This is a genomic window from Microvirga sp. GN3 (assembly GCF_055792825.1).
This window is the reverse complement of record NZ_JBVVAK010000012.1, coordinates 33,416-48,206: the sequence shown is the minus strand read 5'-3', so window position 1 is coordinate 48,206 and position 14,791 is coordinate 33,416. Positions and strand designations below refer to the sequence as shown.

Sequence of the window (14,791 nt, the reverse complement as noted above, 5' to 3'; positions counted from 1 at the left end):
CGCAGCCGCTCCACGGAGAGAACCGGACCGGGATCGGATGTGGGCAGCGGTACCGTCACGTGGCGCCTCCGCCCATTCGACTGAGACGGCTGCGCGGATCGATATACTCGTTCATCGATACTGCGAGCAGGAAGAGGCCGATGAAGGTGATTGTGACGAACAGGGTCGGGAACGCGATCCACCACCACACGCCCGAGACCATCGCGCTGTGCTGGTTCGCCCAGAAGATCATGGTTCCGACCGTCGGCGTATCGAGATCCGTAAAGCCAAGAACAGAAAGCGTGACTTCGAGGCCGATCGACCAGTTGATGTTATTGAGGGTGGTTGAGAACACAATCGGCAGCACGTACGGAAGATGTTCTCGCAGCACGATCTCACGCACGCTCATGCCGGAAAAGATGCTCGTGCGCGTGAACTCGCGTTCTTTCAGACTCATCATGATGGAGCGGATCAGACGCGCGTCGTAGGCCCATCCGAGGCAAGCCATGACCAGCGCCAACAACGCCCACGACATGTAGTCGCGCATGACGAAGTAGAAGAGGACGAGAAGCGGAAAGAGCGGAACAACGATGAAGGTGTCGTTGATCGACATAAGAACGCGGTCTGTGAAGCCGCCGACGTAGCCGGAGACGAGACCCACGAGAAGCGAGAGAACGCGGCTCAGGAGCGCGACGGCGAAGCCGAACAGGAGGGTGTTCCGCATCGCGAAGGTGAGCGTCCAAAACGTGTCCTGCCCGCGCGAGGTCGTGCCGAACGGATAGGCCCACGACGGCGGCACGTCCGGAGGCAGGACGTAAGTGTCGAGCGGATTGTAGGGAGACAAGACGGAGAGCGCCGCCACAACGACGACGAGGCCGGTCAGAATTGCGCCGAGAGAGAACTCGAGATTATAGCGGAAGAGGTCGCGAATGATCCTGAACATCGCCTTCACGCAAGCTGCACGCGTGGATCGAAGATCGGGTACAGGATGTCGATTAGGAACACCGACGCGGATACCGCTATGATAGAAATTGCGGTCACGCCGAGGACTAGGCTGTAGTCCGCGGAATAGACAGCGCCGATGAGAAGCCGGCCGAGGCCGGGATAGCTGAATACCTGTTCGACGATGATCGCCCCATTGAAGATCGCGCCGAGCGACATGGCGAGGCCGGTGATTTGGGGCATCAGGGCGTTGCGCATGACGTAGAACGACAGGATTCGCTTCCGCGGGACGCCGCCGAGTTCGGCGTAAACGACATAGTCCTCCGTGACGATGTTGGAGACGAGCGCCCGCATGCCCATGAACCAGCCACCGATGCTGACCAGGATGATTGAGAGCGCTGGCAGGATCGCGTGGCGGAGAACGCTGCCTATATACTCGACGGAAATGGCCTGGGGAACGTTCTGTGCGGCGCCGCCGCTGATGGGGAGCACCGGCCAGATATAGCCGAAGACGATGAGCAGAACGAAAGCCATGATGTAGTAGGGGATCGGGTGAAAGCCCATGGCCACAACGCCCAAAAGCTTGAGCGTTCGGCTCTTGCGGTAATAGCCGGCGAGACCACCGAGGACATTGCCCAGGAGCCAGGCCAGCATCGTGCAGGTGAAGAGGAGCCCAATCGTCCACGGAAGGGCGCGGGCAATGAGCGTCGCTACCGGCGTGGGAAAGGCGGAGAGGGACGGGCCGAAATCGAGCGTGAGGATCCGACCCCAATAGGTGAAGTACTGATCGATGAGGCTGCCCTCCACCCCGTAGAGAGCGCGCAGGGCCTCACGCATCCTCAGTACGGCCTCCGGGCTCGTGTCGCCGAAAGCGGTCATCGAAGCGATCATCTGCTCGACAGGATCGATGGGAGTGAGATGCGTGATGAAGAACGTCAGCGATATGCCGATGAAGACGACAAGCGCGAATTGCAACAGCCGCTTGGCAATGTACAGCGCATAGGTTCGCATGTTTCGGACCAGCGTTCTTGGATATGGCGGGGCCGCGGCGGCCCCGCCGGTTGCGCCGCTCTTCGGCTACTTCGCAGCGGGCTTCAGCCTGACCATCATGTAGCGCGAGTTGCTCCAGTTTGGGACTGGGTTCGTGTAGGGATCTTCCGCCGTCGGATAGCCCGTCCAGTACTTCTTATCCATCATTGTGAACACGTTGTACGACATGAGTGGGATGATGGGCATTTCCCGGACCGTGAGTTTGACGTACTCCTTGCCGAGCTCAATGCCCTTCGGGTCATCGAAGGCGATCGCGCGGATCTGCTCGATGATCTTGTCGAGTTCCTGGTTCGACCAGCGTGACCAGTTGCGCGGCGTCTGCACTTTGCCGGCCGGCTGCACGAACTGGGAATGCCAGCTGTCCAGGAAGAAGCTGAGATCGGGATGGCCGCCCCAGGTCTCGACACTCCAGGAGATTATCGCCTCGTAGTCACCCCCGTTGCGCCTCGTCAGGAACGCCGCTTGCGCAGACTCGGTGGTGGCATCGATTCCGAAGCGCCGCCACTGTTCAGCGATCATCGACCCGCCACGGGTCATCACGGGCCTTGCCTCGCCCTCCACGACGAGCTTGATGGAGAAGCGCTCGCCGTTCGGCATGTACCAATTGTTGCCGCGCCGGGTGAAGCCGGCCCGCTCGAGGAGCTGAGCAGCGGCCTCGAGGTCCTGTTTCCACCAGCCTTGACCAAAGGCGGCGGAGATCTTCTCGGGATCGGTCGGGATCTGGTTGCCCATTGAGGGCCGCAGCATGTCGGCGATCTCCCGGCCCTTCGTCGGATCGTAAGGCTTGATCACTTTCTTGCCCGTATCGATCTCGAACTTGGAGAGCCACTCCTCCATTGGCTTGTGATAGAAGTCCGGGTGAGTGCCGGTCGGCGGAATCGCGATCGCGGAGATCGTCGCGGCGCCACGATAGGAAGCCATGACGATCGCTTTAATATCGAGCGCTAAGGCTAGCGCCCATCGGACGTCTCGGTTCTGGAACTTCGGATTCTGGTGGTTGAAGATCACTTGCGGAAGCGTCGGATCGGGGTGTCCATACGGGAACCCCTCGAACCAGCCAATAGAGGTCGGCGACTCCTTGACCAGGGTGAACACGCCTTCGGGCGAGGTGTCGTGAATGATGTCGAGCTCGTGGTTGCGCTGCGCGATGACGCGTTTGTCGGGTGGACCGGGATCGACATAGGTCACATAGCGTGGGCCCGGCTCGCCAAATCGGGCAAGTGAGGTACGTTGCCAGTCGTCGCGCTTCTTCCAGGTGAACCACTGGCCGTTCGGATCGTAGCCGTGCAGCACATATGGCCCGATCGAGACCGGCGGGTTGTTGTCGAACTTGAGGGGATCCTTACCTTCGAAGACGTGCTTCGGCATGATCCACATTGCATTCCAGCGAACTGTGAATAACGAGTGAAATCGCGAGTTCGGCTTCTTTAGCTTGAAGATCACCGTCGATTTGTCGGGAGCAGAGATGCTTTCGACATTCAACTGAACCTGGGCGCTCCGTATGAGCTCGTTAGTCTTCAGGTGGGTGTTGATGGTGAAGATCACATCGTCGGCGGTGAACTCGACACCGTCGCTCCAGTAGATGCCAGGCCGCAGCTTAACCGTCATCTCACTAAAATCGGAGTTGTAGATCGGGGGCTCGGAGGCGAGCGAATTGTCCCAAACGCCGTTCAGGCCATGATCTGGGTCGATGAACCAGAACGTGTCCATTGCGAGCTGGTGGAGGCCAGTCGACTGGCCGCCCGCGTTCACCGCCCAGATGTTGAACCAGCCCGCGTTCTTAATCGTCCCTTCCGGATTCTCGACGATCAGCGTCTCGTTGCGGGGAACGGCGGATGTGGAACCTTGTGCAAGTGCAGAGACACTGAGCAGGAGCGCGCCGGTGGCGAGCGCTATTGATCGCAACAGCCGCATATCTTCCCTCCCTGAGTCGTTCTCGAGGTGGATGCCCAAGAGCCATTCTTTGCGAAGGGTAGCTTGCAGCTTTCTAGATCATATGTAAAGGGATATCGCTATGGCCTATCCCGATGCGCGAACACCGATGGCTTTCACGACCTCCCTTCCGACCGGTGTTGCCCGCCGCACGGTCGACTTGATCGGCCGTTGGATCGCGGACGACACGTTCTCGCCGGACCGCCCCATCCCGACCGAGCCGGAACTCGCGGCATCTCTCGGGGTGAGCCGTGCGACGGTGCGGGACGCGATCAAGGTGCTATCGGGAAAGGGGCTGGTGAGGACCGCACGCCGCTACGGCACACGAGTGCTTCCGGTCGAGGATTGGAACCTCCTCGACGGAGACGTGGTCCGCTGGCACCGCCGCGACCACCCCAGGATGCGCCGGATCTTCGCCGAGACGACGGAATTCCGTTGCATCATGGAACCTGCCGCGGCCGCACTCGCGGCAGAGCGGGCGACCGAGGCACAGGTCGGAACTATCCTTGATGCCGCCTACGCCATTCATCCTGAAGCGGACGATGTGCAGACACTCTTCGAAGCCGACTGCCGCTTCCACGTCACCATTCTCGACGCGACCCAGAATCAGGTGATGCGGCAGCTCCGCCAAATTATCGTAACAATGCTACACGTATCCTACGACTTCGGTGTGAGGCGCCAGTATAACGACCCAGTGACTCGCCAGGGGCACATTCTTGTCGCCGAGGCGATCGCATGTCGCGATGGTGAAGCGGCTCGCAAGAGCATGGCGACGATGCTCGAGAGGAACAGAAGTCTCGCCAGAGTCGAATGCTGTGCGAGACGAGGTCGTTCAAATCAGGACTAGTGAACAGGAAAGCCGGCCCAAGGCTCGATTTCAGAGCGCTGCTTTTGATGAAGCTTGAACCTGACGCGGCTCGGCGACAAGGTCGGCTTGTGGCACGTTCCGGAAGTACGCCGAACTTCTGCATTGGTGGCGTGAGCGGACTCTGCTTTCGCGTGCTCTACCTCCTTATTCTCCTACGGGCCGACATCCAGGGGAGCTAGGCTCACCCTTGCCTTGCTGCCTCGCCCTGCCAGTTTCATGCAGGGAATGGACGAACCGCACGAGGAGGGCCTCACCGTGATCTCCGGAAAAGCTGTGGCGGCCGTTTCCTGTACGCTCTTTCTGGCCGCCTGTGCCACTACGACACCAGCGGAGCGTCGCCTTGGAGATGGCGCGCCGGCCGCAGGGACTCCAGGAGCCTGTCGGCGATTGCCGGAGTCATGAGACGCCTGGACTTTCTCGAATGACCGTGTCGCATAGGCTCGCCTCGAGGTTTCTCATTTGCTTCAGCCGATGGCGGTACCAAGCCACGCGATCATCATGATCCGGTGATTCCACGATGGCTGGAGCGACCCCGGATCGGCGTCACCCCGGTCCGCCCACGGACGTACCCGAACGACAGGGCTGCGGCGAGACGTTCGATACGTTGCTCTTGGATGTGCTGCTCGACGAGAAGGGCCTTGATGGCTGTTCGTGGATCCCCACCGCAGGCTTCGATTACGGCTGTGACATCAGCTTCCATCTGATCCGTGTCCCACGCGGTCTCAACCTGATCGGTCATCGTCACCTCCTTCGGAGATCCCGAAACTACTGATTCCGAGTTCTGGCCGCCATCGGAAAGTTCACTGTTTGTTCTAATCTGTGGAATGCGGGGAAATCCCGCCCTCCTGACACTCACACCCTTCGGATCAGCTTGCAGAGAATTTTGCTGGAGACGGCCACCTCTGGAGTGGGCATGCGCGGTGACATTCAGGAGCCGCGGCCGCATGCCTTTTCACCAAGTGACTTGAGCTCGCCATGGACATTGCAACGGCTGAGCCTTCCATCAATGTCAATGATCTCGGGGCAGTCTTGGGCTTCGGCCTCACAACCGGGCCGACGATACAGTCATGGCTGCCTAGGGATCTCAGGCCGCCGGGCCGAGCCGTCCCCAGCTATGATCCCCTGGGTGAGCGGATTAAAGTTGGTCAGCCGGCGGTAGTCGATCCGAGTTCCGTCCTCGCTGACGATGGCCGTTCCGATTGGGTCGAAGCCAGTGACTTCGATCTTGGTATTGGCGGATCCTTCGGCCTGTACGAGATTGAAAAGAATGCGGGCATTCGCCGGCGACAGCCGAATGCAGCCGTGTGAGGCTGGCGATCCCAGACGGCCCGTCGCGCGGCTGCCATGGATGGCGTGCCCGGCATCCGTGAAAAAGATCGAGTGCGGCATGGGCGCGTTGTCCCACTCTCGGGAATAGTGTTCTCGGGCCAGGCGCGAGGGCGCGAATGCTCCTGTGGGCGTGGAGTAGTCGCTCGCTCCCGTCGAGACAGACCACGAGTAGCGTTCGACACCATCGACGGAAACAGTCATGCGCTGGGTTGTCTTGTTCACCAAGATGGATACCTCCGCGCTCGCAGCGCGAACGGGCAGGATAAGGGCTCCGAGGAGGCAAGCGCAGGTGATCCATTCTCGCATTGGCGGTCTCCCCGGGCCGGCCGCGTCCCTTATCAAGCACATCCCTAAGATGACGGCCGGAAACGGCTAAGGTTCCCAATGCTGCTCATTTCTGGCGGGACAGCAACTCGTCGTACTAGAGCAGGCAAGGTCGTCTCCGTAGTTGTTCTGAGTTGACACGTTGGCAGTGGGTTGGCTGAGTGGCGGCTGTCGGGGGGTGTCATGCGTCTTGTTTCCATTGCCGCTAGCGTTGCAATTTGTGCGTTCGGTTCATCAGCTTTGGCGAATTCCTTCACGCTCTCGGGTGATGCTCGCTGGGTTGCTTTGGCGAGCCGGCAGAGCCTTGATGAAGCCATCGGTGTCGCCCACGCCTACCGCTGGCGCTTTCCGACCGTGAGGGTCATGCAGGCGACGAACGGGTGGTACGCCATCGTCGCTGGACCTGAGCGGATCCCGAACCCGCGGGCTTACAAGGAGGCTTTGGTCCGGGCGGGCGAGATCCCAGGCGATACGGTCATCACCAAGGGCCAGGGATACGTTGCCGAGGTCTGGAAGCCCTCGACCTTCAAGCCTCTTATCCAGGCAAAGTACGATGGCTCGAAACAGGTCAGTCTGCGCTCCGGCGAACTGGTTCTCAACGTCTCGAGCCTTGCAAGCGGGAAGGAGAGCGGGCGCTTCCCGGTCCTCTCCGGCTACGCGAACGGCCGTCTTGCCTTCACGGCGCGCCTTGAGGAAAGCTCGAACGAGGTGCCGAACGCCGAGGTCGCCGTCGTACGCCTCGACCCCGCCAGCCCAGAGCCGCAGGTGGTCTTCTCGTCCTTCTGGGGCGGCGCGCATTGCTGCACCGTGACCATGATCGCCACGAAGATTGGCACCGAGTGGCGCGTTGTCCAAGGCAAGACCATCGACGGGGATGGTGGCTACACCTTCGATGACATCGATGGCGATGGGGCAGCCGAACTGCTCAGCGTCGACCAGAGCTTCCTCTACAATTTCGCTCCGTATGCCGGATCCTGGGCGCCGGAGAGCATCTCAAAGCTCACGGGCGATCGTCTCGTCGACGTGACGGCGCATCCAAGCTTCCGGACCTACATGCGCCAGGAGCTCTACCGGATCGAGTATCTCGCCAGCCGGGAGCCGAGCCTGTGGCGATCCAACGGGTTTCTCGCTGCCTGGGTGGCGACAAAAGCCGTCGTGGGCGAGTTCGACGATGCCTGGAACCGCATGCTGCCCCTATACGACCGAGGCACCGATTGGCCCCTGACCGAATGCACGGTGGCGAAGGTGGGCGGGTCCTGTCCGGACGGGATGGAGCGCACCATCGAGTTTCCGGTGGCCTTGCGCAAGCACCTCGAGGAGGAGGGATATATCCCGAGGAGTGCCCCGGCCCCTCGGCCGGAAAGTGTCGCGGTCGCGCGGCCCACGCCTGTCGCGCCAAGCCCGGCTCCCAAAGAGGAAAAACGTGCGTCCTCGGGGACAGGCTTTTTCGTCACCCGGGAGGGACATGTCGTCACGAACAACCACGTGATTGAAGGTTGCGCTTCTGTCCAGATCAAGCCTTCCAACGGCTCGCCCCTTCCGGCAAGGATCCTGGCCCGTGACACGACCAACGACTTGGCACTGCTGAAGGCCGACCAATCGACGGACAAGTTCGCGACTGTCCGAGCAGGCGTTCGTCTCGGGGAAGCAGTCGCTGCCTTTGGTTTCCCGCTCAACAGCGTCCTGGCGAGTTCCGGCAACTTTACCCTCGGCAACGTGACCGCACTGGCAGGTATCGGGGACGATACCCGCTTTCTCCAGATCTCGACGCCCGTTCAGCCGGGGAACAGCGGTGGGCCGCTGCTGGATGAGAATGGCAATGTCGTCGGCGTGGTGACATCCAAGCTCAACGCCCTCAAGACGGTGGTTGCCATTGGAGATGTGCCCCAGAATGTGAACTTCGCCATCAAGGCAGGGGCGCTGACCACGTTCCTGGAGAGCACCCGGGTCGAGCTTCCGGCTGCCTCTAATGCGTCACGCCTCTCGCCGCCCGATCTGGCTGATGTAGCCAGCAGCATCAGCGTGTTCGTCCGATGTGACTGAGATGCTAGCCCCACGATCGTTGGTAGTTATCGGGAGTGAGAGATCATTGTTATCGTGATCATCAGTAGCAGAAGTGATGAGCAAAATGACTTCTCTTTCCCAACATGAAGACAGATTTCTCAGATAGTTAACCACAGTTAACTCTTTCGGTCTGGGGGTAAGCGGGGCAAATTAGGGGGCCAAGCCTCAAGCTGACCGGATGACAAGGTCAGAGAGCGGCGTGATCTTCGGCTGACCTATGTTCAGTCCGAGACGATCCCCGAGATAGGTGAAGAACGACAGGCCGAGCTTGCGGCAGGTCTTCGAAAGCCCCAGCATCACATCCCGTGCCAGGCGCCCATAGGCGCTCATCGTGCCGCCGGAGATCTTGCGCTTGATCACGCACGCCCGCAGGTAGTTCTCGGACGCATTGGTATGCAGCGGGATCTCGGGATGCTCGAGCACCTGCAGCAGTTCGCCCTTGCGCCGCGCCAGGCGTGCCAGCACCTCATCGAGTTCCTTGTCGCCCATGCGCTGGCCAAAGATCCGGTTGAACTGCCGCCGGAAGGCCCTCTCCCCGCCCGGGGCAGGGCTTTCTGACTTAGCCGAGCACGCCACCAACCCTGCCGCTGCAATCTAGTCGCCCCTGAATAATGCGGCTGCACGAGGCTGGCGCTGGATTTCAGGCGACCTGAGAAGTATCCGATTGCGCAGATGAACTGATCAGGGCTGCCAGGAGCCAGGCGACAAAAAGCCTGAGCCAGTTCAGGATCAGTCTGAGATTGTGCCCGGCCGCCACGAGCAGTGCATTCATGGCGTCGCCCGCAACTCCGAGCAGGTGATTGCGTCCCAGTCGCCCGTCAGCCTTCATGTGCCCGATCATCGGCTCGATCGCCGATCGGCGTCGCAGTTCGCGCTTGATCGTCGGCGTCAGCCCCCGCCGCTGTCGCGTGATAAAGACCCGATCCGTCTTGGCGTAGTCATGCCCGCGATAGCCCTGGTCGACATAAGTCCGCTCCGGCTCGATGCCGGTCATGGCGATCACTTGGTTGATGGTGGCATCCAACGTATGGCCGTCATACGGATTGCCCTCGAGCGATTTGGAGGCGAGCACGAAGCCTTCGCGGTTGGTCACCGCCAGTGCGACCTTCGAGCCGAACTCGTACGGCCGATGTGCCTTGCCTTTGGCGATGCACACCACCTCGGGCGCATGCAGGCTGTAGAGCTTGTTCTTGCTCGTGCGCTCCTGCACCAGCAGGCGCTCTATGAGGCCGAGCAGAGGAGCAAACCGGCGTGAGAGAACCTCATCCCCGGCGACTTTCCTGGCGACATCGCGGTAGACACGGCCCAAATAGGTCTTCAGCCGCTTCAGTTCGCGGCGCATGCGCCGCATCTGACGGGCATGGGCATAGCGACCGACCTGTACGGCGGCGCGTTTGGCCAGGCGCGTGTGGGCCTGCCGCAGCTCGAGGCCGTGCCGCTTGGCCTGTCGTACCAAAGCCTGCAACGCCTTGAGATAGAGCTTGGCGTCGGTCGGATGAGTGATCGCCTTGGGCTGTACCGTGGTGTCGACGCTGATCCGCTCCAGGCTCGACGACCGCACCGCGCCGCTCTCCAGCCCGGCCTGGATGGTGGCCGCCAGCAGCTTCTCCAGTCCGTCGGGTCCGAGCCGCTTGCGCCAGCGGGTGAGCGAGCTGGGATCACAGGGCAGCTCATGCTGAAAATACTCGCAGCCACAGAACCACTGGTAATACGGGTTCTCGATCCAGCGCTGCACCACCGCCTCATCGGAGAGGTTGAAGGTGTGCTGGAGATACGACAGCCCGACCATCAGGCGCGTCGGCTTCGCGGGTCGTCCGAGCGGACGATAGAAGCGGCCGAACTCCTCATCGAAGCGGTGCCAGTCGATGAGAGCGGCGAGCCGATACAGCTCGTGACGGTGGTCGAGGATCTGATCGAGGCGGCTGCGGTAGAGATCGCCGGAACTCGGCAGCGTCGGCTTGGGTCCCATAGCAAAACACCGGCTTTGAGCGGGTCAGCACCCAGGAGCCGGCATTTTACAATGCTTCGCGAAGACGAAGAATCCTTCTGTCCCAATAAGTTGTGGGTTATTCAGGGCCGACGAAGTAGAGTAGATCAACGGTTTTAAGCGAGAGCCCCAGCGTACCTTTTCGAGGCATCAATTCACCGCTGTTTACTCAGGCTGCCAGTGACCACGACTGCTTCCTCTCGATCTCGAGGAGGTGTTCCGCCTTGCGGATGAACTCGCGTCCGGAAAGCCCTGGCTCGATTGGATCGAGATAAGAGATCGAGATCGTACCAGCACGCTTGTAGTCACGGTCAGGCCCCCAGAACAGGCCTGAGTTCAAAGCCACCGGAAGGACCTTTCGGTCGAGCCTCGTGTAAAGCAACTCCACGCCGCGCTTGAATTCGACCGGCTGGCTCACCGACTTTCGGGTTCCCTCCGGAAAGATCAGCACGGAGCGGCCCTCGGCGAGAGCGGCCCGGCTTTCGTCGATCATCTTCCGGATCGCTTTCGAACCGCCTTCCCGGTCGATCAGGATCATCGGCGACTTGCGCAGGAACCACGACACGACGGGGATCGTCAGCAGCTCCTGCTTCGCGACGATGGCCACGTTCGGAACCAGGATCAGGAACGCCAGCGTCTCCCATGTGGACTGGTGATTGGCGATGATCAGGCATGGCTCGTCGGGAATATTGCTCCGCCCGCGTTCGGCATAGGTCAGGCCGACAAGCCATTTCAGGCTGACGAGAATGCCGCGCGCCCATAACCGGGACGTCATCCGGACCCCGCGTTCAGGAGAGCCGAGCAGCCACAGGACCGCCAAAGCGGGGGCGAAAAGCCCGGTCCAGACGGTCAGAAGAATATCGAACAGAATTGAGCGGGCGCGCTGCACGGCAAATGGCTTCTTTAAAATTGCGTGTGGTGTAATCGAGAAATGAAAAGGCTCGGTGCTCTTAGCGCATCGTGCGGAAAAGTGGCCCCGGTTTTCCGCGTAGACGATGCGCCACTTAAGGGATTGAGCATCGGATCAATCCCAAAAGTGGAGTCCACTTTTGGGTCCGATGCTCTAGGCCGCTGCTGCCGGACATCGATGAGCGCGGGCAAGGACCATGCAGCGCCGCCACAGGAAAGCGGCGGCGCTTGCCGAGTTGGAAAAAGAATCGTCGGCTTTGCTACTTTGGCCTCGTCAGACCTTCGCGTCCGTCGTCTCTGTGGGCGGGGCAACACTCGGAACCGCCGCCGGCCTGCGCGCTCCGGCAAAGCGCGGCTTGGGCTTGGGAGCTGCAATCAGCCCTTCCCGAATGGCCTGCTTGCGGGCGAGCTTGCGATTGCGGCGCACAGCTTCCGCCTTCTCGCGCGTCTTGCGCTCGGACGGCTTCTCGTAAGCCTTCCGCGCTTTCATTTCGCGAAAGATTCCTTCGCGCTGCATCTTCTTCTTGAGAACTCTGAGAGCCTGATCGACATTGTTGTCGCGTACGAGAACCTGCAAGGGATGTCCTTTCTCTAATCGTTGGCTTTACTCCACCACGGCACATGCGGGTGGATCGGCAAAGGATGTGCTCAGAAGGGCTTACGTGCTTCGAATTTCGCTCTCGCGCACAGCCCGCTCGACCGCTCCGGACTTGATCCGGTACGAGACCTCTCCGCTCGGATCGGCCGGCATGAGCCGCACGACCTCGTAGATGCCGGCAGCGCTCAGTCGGGCGTCGGAGAATCCCGGATGCGCCAGGCGGACCATCTGCCGGAGTTTGAATTTATGAGACATCAGTCACTCTCCCTGCTGCTGAAGAGGCGCAGCTTACTTTCGTGCCTTGCGGGCGGCATAGCGAGCATCGCGGGCAGCCTTGCGCTCCGCTTCGAGTCTGGCATCGTTTGCCTCCTGCTCCGCCTTTGCGCGCTGCTCCTGCACCGCTTGATCCGCCGCGTGGGCTTCCCGCATGGCGGCGAGGCGCGCTTCTTCTTCAACGCGCTTTGCTGCGCGTTCAGCGAGACGAACATCGCGCGCTGCGCTCAAAGCGGCTCGGGCCAGACGCCGTTCGGCCACAGCCGGATCGTCTGCGTCGGGCCGCTGACGGAACTTTGCCAACATGGCCTGCTTCGCACTCTGAGACGCCTGAATTCGCTCGCCGAAATCTTTTTGCTTCATGTCACCTGTCAATCTTATGGAACTTGGAGTGCCGGTTATCGGACACGCCGGATGCTGGTGATATTGCCTTCAGGAAGAGTGCCCTGCTCCTGCTGTGCCCGGGCCGTCATTTCGACAGCGCGCGCATCGGAGGCCTTTTCCGGATTGTCGATCCAGAGATAGGCGCGGCGAGCGTCGTCGTAATCGACCACGAACATCACCGATTTGGCGGGGTTCTTCCGAAACGTATACATGGTTCTCTCACCAGTCTGGCCAGTGGGACATTGGCCTGTCGAAAAGAAAAAAGCCGCTCCACCCGGGAGCGGCTCGCAGTGGCACTTAATTGAAGTGCCCTGGCATTCTTATTCCGCCTGAAGGTTATTGACGGCAACCTTGCCGGAGCGGCGATCCTCAGCGGTGTCGAAGGAAACCTTCTGGCCTTCACGCAGACCGCGGATGCCGGCGCGCTCAAGAGCGGTGGCGTGAACGAACACGTCCTTGCTGCCATCGTCCGGCTGGATGAAGCCGAAGCCTTTTTGATCGTTATAGAACTTAACGGTGCCCGTAATCATGGGAATATCCTTGGTTAGGCTTGGTGTGCACGTGAGCAAAGGGCGTGCTGTCGCACGACCTCACACTCGGGTTCGTCGATGTTTGGGAAGAGTGTCTGAACGTGCGCCTGGTAGGCCAAGGCGTAGCAGCCCGATTGTCCGGCCAAATGTCGATAGCCTTTATCTAGTGCCGGCTTAGGGCAAATACAAGTGTAATCGAGCAGTAATTTGGCAGCTCAATCATGTTTGAGTTTCGGCTTTTCCAGAATTTTCGATCGCTTAACTTGCAATCCGCTGGAAAGTCATTCATATTATATCGATCCAACCGACATGTTCGGCCTGCTCTCTGAAGCTCATGATCGAGCGCCGAGCCTGCTTTCCGCACCTTTGAAGTTTGGTCGCTGCGTGAAATCCCGCAGCGGATCCGTCGCTTTGCACTGCATGCGACCTCAGCAACAATCAATGACAGCGACACGGCCCAAAGCCAAAGCCGCTCAAGGATACCATGTACACAACCCCTCATACGAAACCGGCAAAGGCCCTCCCCCAGCCCACACCGAAGAAACAGCCAAGCAAGGCGCGCACGCCCTGGCAACCCCAACAGACCAGTCTCACGCGCGAAGAAATTCGAGCGATCATTCTTGAGCAGATTGGGTAAACGATCGAGACCGAACAGGTGAACAGCTAAGGTGTGCATTCGCATTCCGGCTTTTCTGTTCTACATCGTGAGCGAGAGTGAGCGGCATCGGCGGTGGGACGGAACGGCCCCGCCCCATCCTCGCGTTCGACGGACGGGCCGAGTTTTGCACGTGCCCCGAGAAACCTCGGACATTGATGGAGACGGCATAGCCGTCAACGCGCAAGCTCAGATTTCGGCGTGCCCTTCGAGATAGAAGACGCAAGCCCCTCGAGCACGACACGGGCGCCGATCAGGCGGCAGCCGATTTCGCCGCGGCGCGACGCCTGAAAGGCGCGGAAGGGGGGTCTTCTTCAACCGCTTCGCCCAATAGGGTGCGAGCGCACAATGGGCACCGCCGCTGAGCGGCAGATGAAACTGGAGGAACAGCTCGCCGAGACAGACCTCAAGGACATGCAGCAAGCCATGGACACAGCACCGCAGAAGGAGCGTTTCGCGCCTACACGTATCGAAGCGATATCCGCGAAGCCTGGCTCAAGGCCAAGATCGATGCCATGTGGGCAGCGGATTTCGCGGCCAACGCAAAGGCATGGGAATGCCGGGCGGCCCATGACGCCAAATACGGTCGCAACGCCCTAGCCAAGGCGAGGCAAGGCTGAGAGGCAGGTGGGCTACCGAGTGGACGTCGCACCCGCGTCCTTGGGCAATCGACAAGCACAACGCGCCATCATCCCGGAGGATCATCATCCAGCCGCCAAGACGTCTCGTGGCCGCTCTCTCCACGGGCGGCACGACGAATGCGTCTTCCCTCTCAACCACATCCAGCGCGAGGAACGCTATGGCTGGGACGTGCGGGAATGGTGGTTTGAGGGCGGTGGAGAGATTTGAGGAGAAGGACCGCAAGGGTTTCGAAAACAAGCCATCGACGGACCTTGACGCATCCCCGGCCGTCTTCCGCCTTTGATCCGTTTTAGATCTTCGCGCTGATATGCAAGCTGGCTTGGTC

Annotated in this window: 16 protein-coding genes; 3 read left to right on the top strand and 13 right to left on the bottom strand. The window is 60.5% G+C overall.

Translation table 11 applies throughout. The annotated features are described in order from the left end of the window. Nucleotides 1–55 precede the first annotated feature (55 nt). The 3 genes from ACS5Q1_RS08550 to ACS5Q1_RS08540 form a co-directional block, all read right to left on the bottom strand. Entirely contained in the window at nt 56–922 is an 867-nt protein-coding gene (locus tag ACS5Q1_RS08550) for an ABC transporter permease (RefSeq protein WP_473097747.1), read from the bottom strand. Between the two features lie 5 nt (nt 923–927). Next, the gene (locus ACS5Q1_RS08545) at nt 928–1,932 is read right to left on the bottom strand and encodes an ABC transporter permease (protein WP_473097746.1); all 1,005 of its coding nucleotides are present in this window, start codon (nt 1,930–1,932) and stop codon (nt 928–930) included. A gap of 66 nt (nt 1,933–1,998) precedes the next feature. Continuing rightward, complete coding sequence (locus tag ACS5Q1_RS08540; protein ID WP_473097745.1) at nt 1,999–3,885, bottom strand: ABC transporter substrate-binding protein; 1,887 nt, start codon at nt 3,883–3,885, stop codon at nt 1,999–2,001. Between the two features lie 100 nt (nt 3,886–3,985). On the opposite strand from ACS5Q1_RS08540, the gene ACS5Q1_RS08535 reads away from it, so the two are divergent. After that, nucleotides 3,986–4,750 (top strand): FadR/GntR family transcriptional regulator, encoded by a 765-nt coding sequence (locus ACS5Q1_RS08535; protein ID WP_473097744.1) that lies wholly within the window; start codon nt 3,986–3,988, stop codon nt 4,748–4,750. A 517-nt stretch (nt 4,751–5,267) separates the two neighbouring features. Here ACS5Q1_RS08535 and ACS5Q1_RS08530 read toward each other — a convergent pair. Further along, nucleotides 5,268–5,510 carry a hypothetical protein gene (locus ACS5Q1_RS08530; RefSeq protein ID WP_473097743.1) on the bottom strand — a complete coding sequence of 81 codons (243 nt, stop codon included), beginning with the start codon at nt 5,508–5,510 and terminating at the stop codon, nt 5,268–5,270. 326 nt (nt 5,511–5,836) lie between these two features. Further along, nucleotides 5,837–6,322 (bottom strand): L,D-transpeptidase, encoded by a 486-nt coding sequence (locus tag ACS5Q1_RS08525; RefSeq protein ID WP_473097807.1) that lies wholly within the window; start codon nt 6,320–6,322, stop codon nt 5,837–5,839. A gap of 285 nt (nt 6,323–6,607) precedes the next feature. Between ACS5Q1_RS08525 and ACS5Q1_RS08520 the strand changes: the two genes are divergently transcribed. Then, nucleotides 6,608–8,467, top strand: coding sequence for a S1C family serine protease (locus tag ACS5Q1_RS08520; RefSeq protein ID WP_473097742.1), 1,860 nt, complete (start codon nt 6,608–6,610; stop codon nt 8,465–8,467). Nucleotides 8,468–8,653: 186 nt separating this feature from the next. On the opposite strand, the gene ACS5Q1_RS08515 is transcribed toward ACS5Q1_RS08520, so the two are convergent. The 8 genes from ACS5Q1_RS08515 to ACS5Q1_RS08480 form a co-directional block, all read right to left on the bottom strand. Next, nucleotides 8,654–9,064, bottom strand: coding sequence for an IS66 family transposase (locus tag ACS5Q1_RS08515; protein WP_473097741.1), 411 nt, complete (start codon nt 9,062–9,064; stop codon nt 8,654–8,656). A gap of 64 nt (nt 9,065–9,128) precedes the next feature. Next, nucleotides 9,129–10,457, bottom strand: a complete 1,329-nt coding sequence (locus ACS5Q1_RS08510; RefSeq protein ID WP_473097740.1) for an IS5 family transposase — start codon at nt 10,455–10,457, stop codon at nt 9,129–9,131. A gap of 187 nt (nt 10,458–10,644) precedes the next feature. Next, nucleotides 10,645–11,364, bottom strand: coding sequence for a lysophospholipid acyltransferase family protein (locus tag ACS5Q1_RS08505; RefSeq protein WP_203440752.1), 720 nt, complete (start codon nt 11,362–11,364; stop codon nt 10,645–10,647). A gap of 294 nt (nt 11,365–11,658) precedes the next feature. Next, nucleotides 11,659–11,961 (bottom strand): 30S ribosomal protein S21, encoded by a 303-nt coding sequence (gene rpsU, locus ACS5Q1_RS08500; protein WP_473097739.1) that lies wholly within the window; start codon nt 11,959–11,961, stop codon nt 11,659–11,661. An 81-nt stretch (nt 11,962–12,042) separates the two neighbouring features. Beyond that, entirely contained in the window at nt 12,043–12,237 is a 195-nt protein-coding gene (locus ACS5Q1_RS08495) for a hypothetical protein (RefSeq protein ID WP_203440754.1), read from the bottom strand. Nucleotides 12,238–12,270: 33 nt separating this feature from the next. Then, complete coding sequence (locus ACS5Q1_RS08490) at nt 12,271–12,618, bottom strand: DUF6481 family protein (protein WP_203440755.1); 348 nt, start codon at nt 12,616–12,618, stop codon at nt 12,271–12,273. A gap of 35 nt (nt 12,619–12,653) precedes the next feature. Continuing rightward, the gene (locus ACS5Q1_RS08485) at nt 12,654–12,851 is read right to left on the bottom strand and encodes a hypothetical protein (protein ID WP_203440756.1); all 198 of its coding nucleotides are present in this window, start codon (nt 12,849–12,851) and stop codon (nt 12,654–12,656) included. Nucleotides 12,852–12,959: 108 nt separating this feature from the next. Beyond that, entirely contained in the window at nt 12,960–13,169 is a 210-nt protein-coding gene (locus ACS5Q1_RS08480; RefSeq protein ID WP_473097738.1) for a cold-shock protein, read from the bottom strand. 1,294 nt (nt 13,170–14,463) lie between these two features. On the opposite strand from ACS5Q1_RS08480, the gene ACS5Q1_RS08475 reads away from it, so the two are divergent. Next, nucleotides 14,464–14,673 (top strand): hypothetical protein, encoded by a 210-nt coding sequence (locus tag ACS5Q1_RS08475; protein WP_473097737.1) that lies wholly within the window; start codon nt 14,464–14,466, stop codon nt 14,671–14,673. Nucleotides 14,674–14,791: the final 118 nt, after the last annotated feature.

Excerpts from the sequence above, each read along its gene's own strand:
- ACS5Q1_RS08550 (WP_473097747.1), bottom strand. The coding sequence starts at position 922 with ATGTTCAGGATCATTCGCGACCTCTTCCGCTATAATCTCGAGTTCTCT.
- ACS5Q1_RS08545 (WP_473097746.1), bottom strand. The coding sequence starts at position 1,932 with ATGCGAACCTATGCGCTGTACATTGCCAAGCGGCTGTTGCAATTCGCG.
- ACS5Q1_RS08540 (WP_473097745.1), bottom strand. The coding sequence starts at position 3,885 with ATGCGGCTGTTGCGATCAATAGCGCTCGCCACCGGCGCGCTCCTGCTC.
- ACS5Q1_RS08535 (WP_473097744.1), top strand. The coding sequence starts at position 3,986 with ATGGCCTATCCCGATGCGCGAACACCGATGGCTTTCACGACCTCCCTT.
- ACS5Q1_RS08530 (WP_473097743.1), bottom strand. The coding sequence starts at position 5,510 with ATGACCGATCAGGTTGAGACCGCGTGGGACACGGATCAGATGGAAGCT.
- ACS5Q1_RS08520 (WP_473097742.1), top strand. The coding sequence starts at position 6,608 with ATGCGTCTTGTTTCCATTGCCGCTAGCGTTGCAATTTGTGCGTTCGGT.
- ACS5Q1_RS08510 (WP_473097740.1), bottom strand. The coding sequence starts at position 10,457 with ATGGGACCCAAGCCGACGCTGCCGAGTTCCGGCGATCTCTACCGCAGC.
- ACS5Q1_RS08495 (WP_203440754.1), bottom strand. The coding sequence starts at position 12,237 with ATGTCTCATAAATTCAAACTCCGGCAGATGGTCCGCCTGGCGCATCCG.
- ACS5Q1_RS08490 (WP_203440755.1), bottom strand. The coding sequence starts at position 12,618 with ATGAAGCAAAAAGATTTCGGCGAGCGAATTCAGGCGTCTCAGAGTGCG.
- ACS5Q1_RS08485 (WP_203440756.1), bottom strand. The coding sequence starts at position 12,851 with ATGTATACGTTTCGGAAGAACCCCGCCAAATCGGTGATGTTCGTGGTC.
- ACS5Q1_RS08480 (WP_473097738.1), bottom strand. The coding sequence starts at position 13,169 with ATGATTACGGGCACCGTTAAGTTCTATAACGATCAAAAAGGCTTCGGC.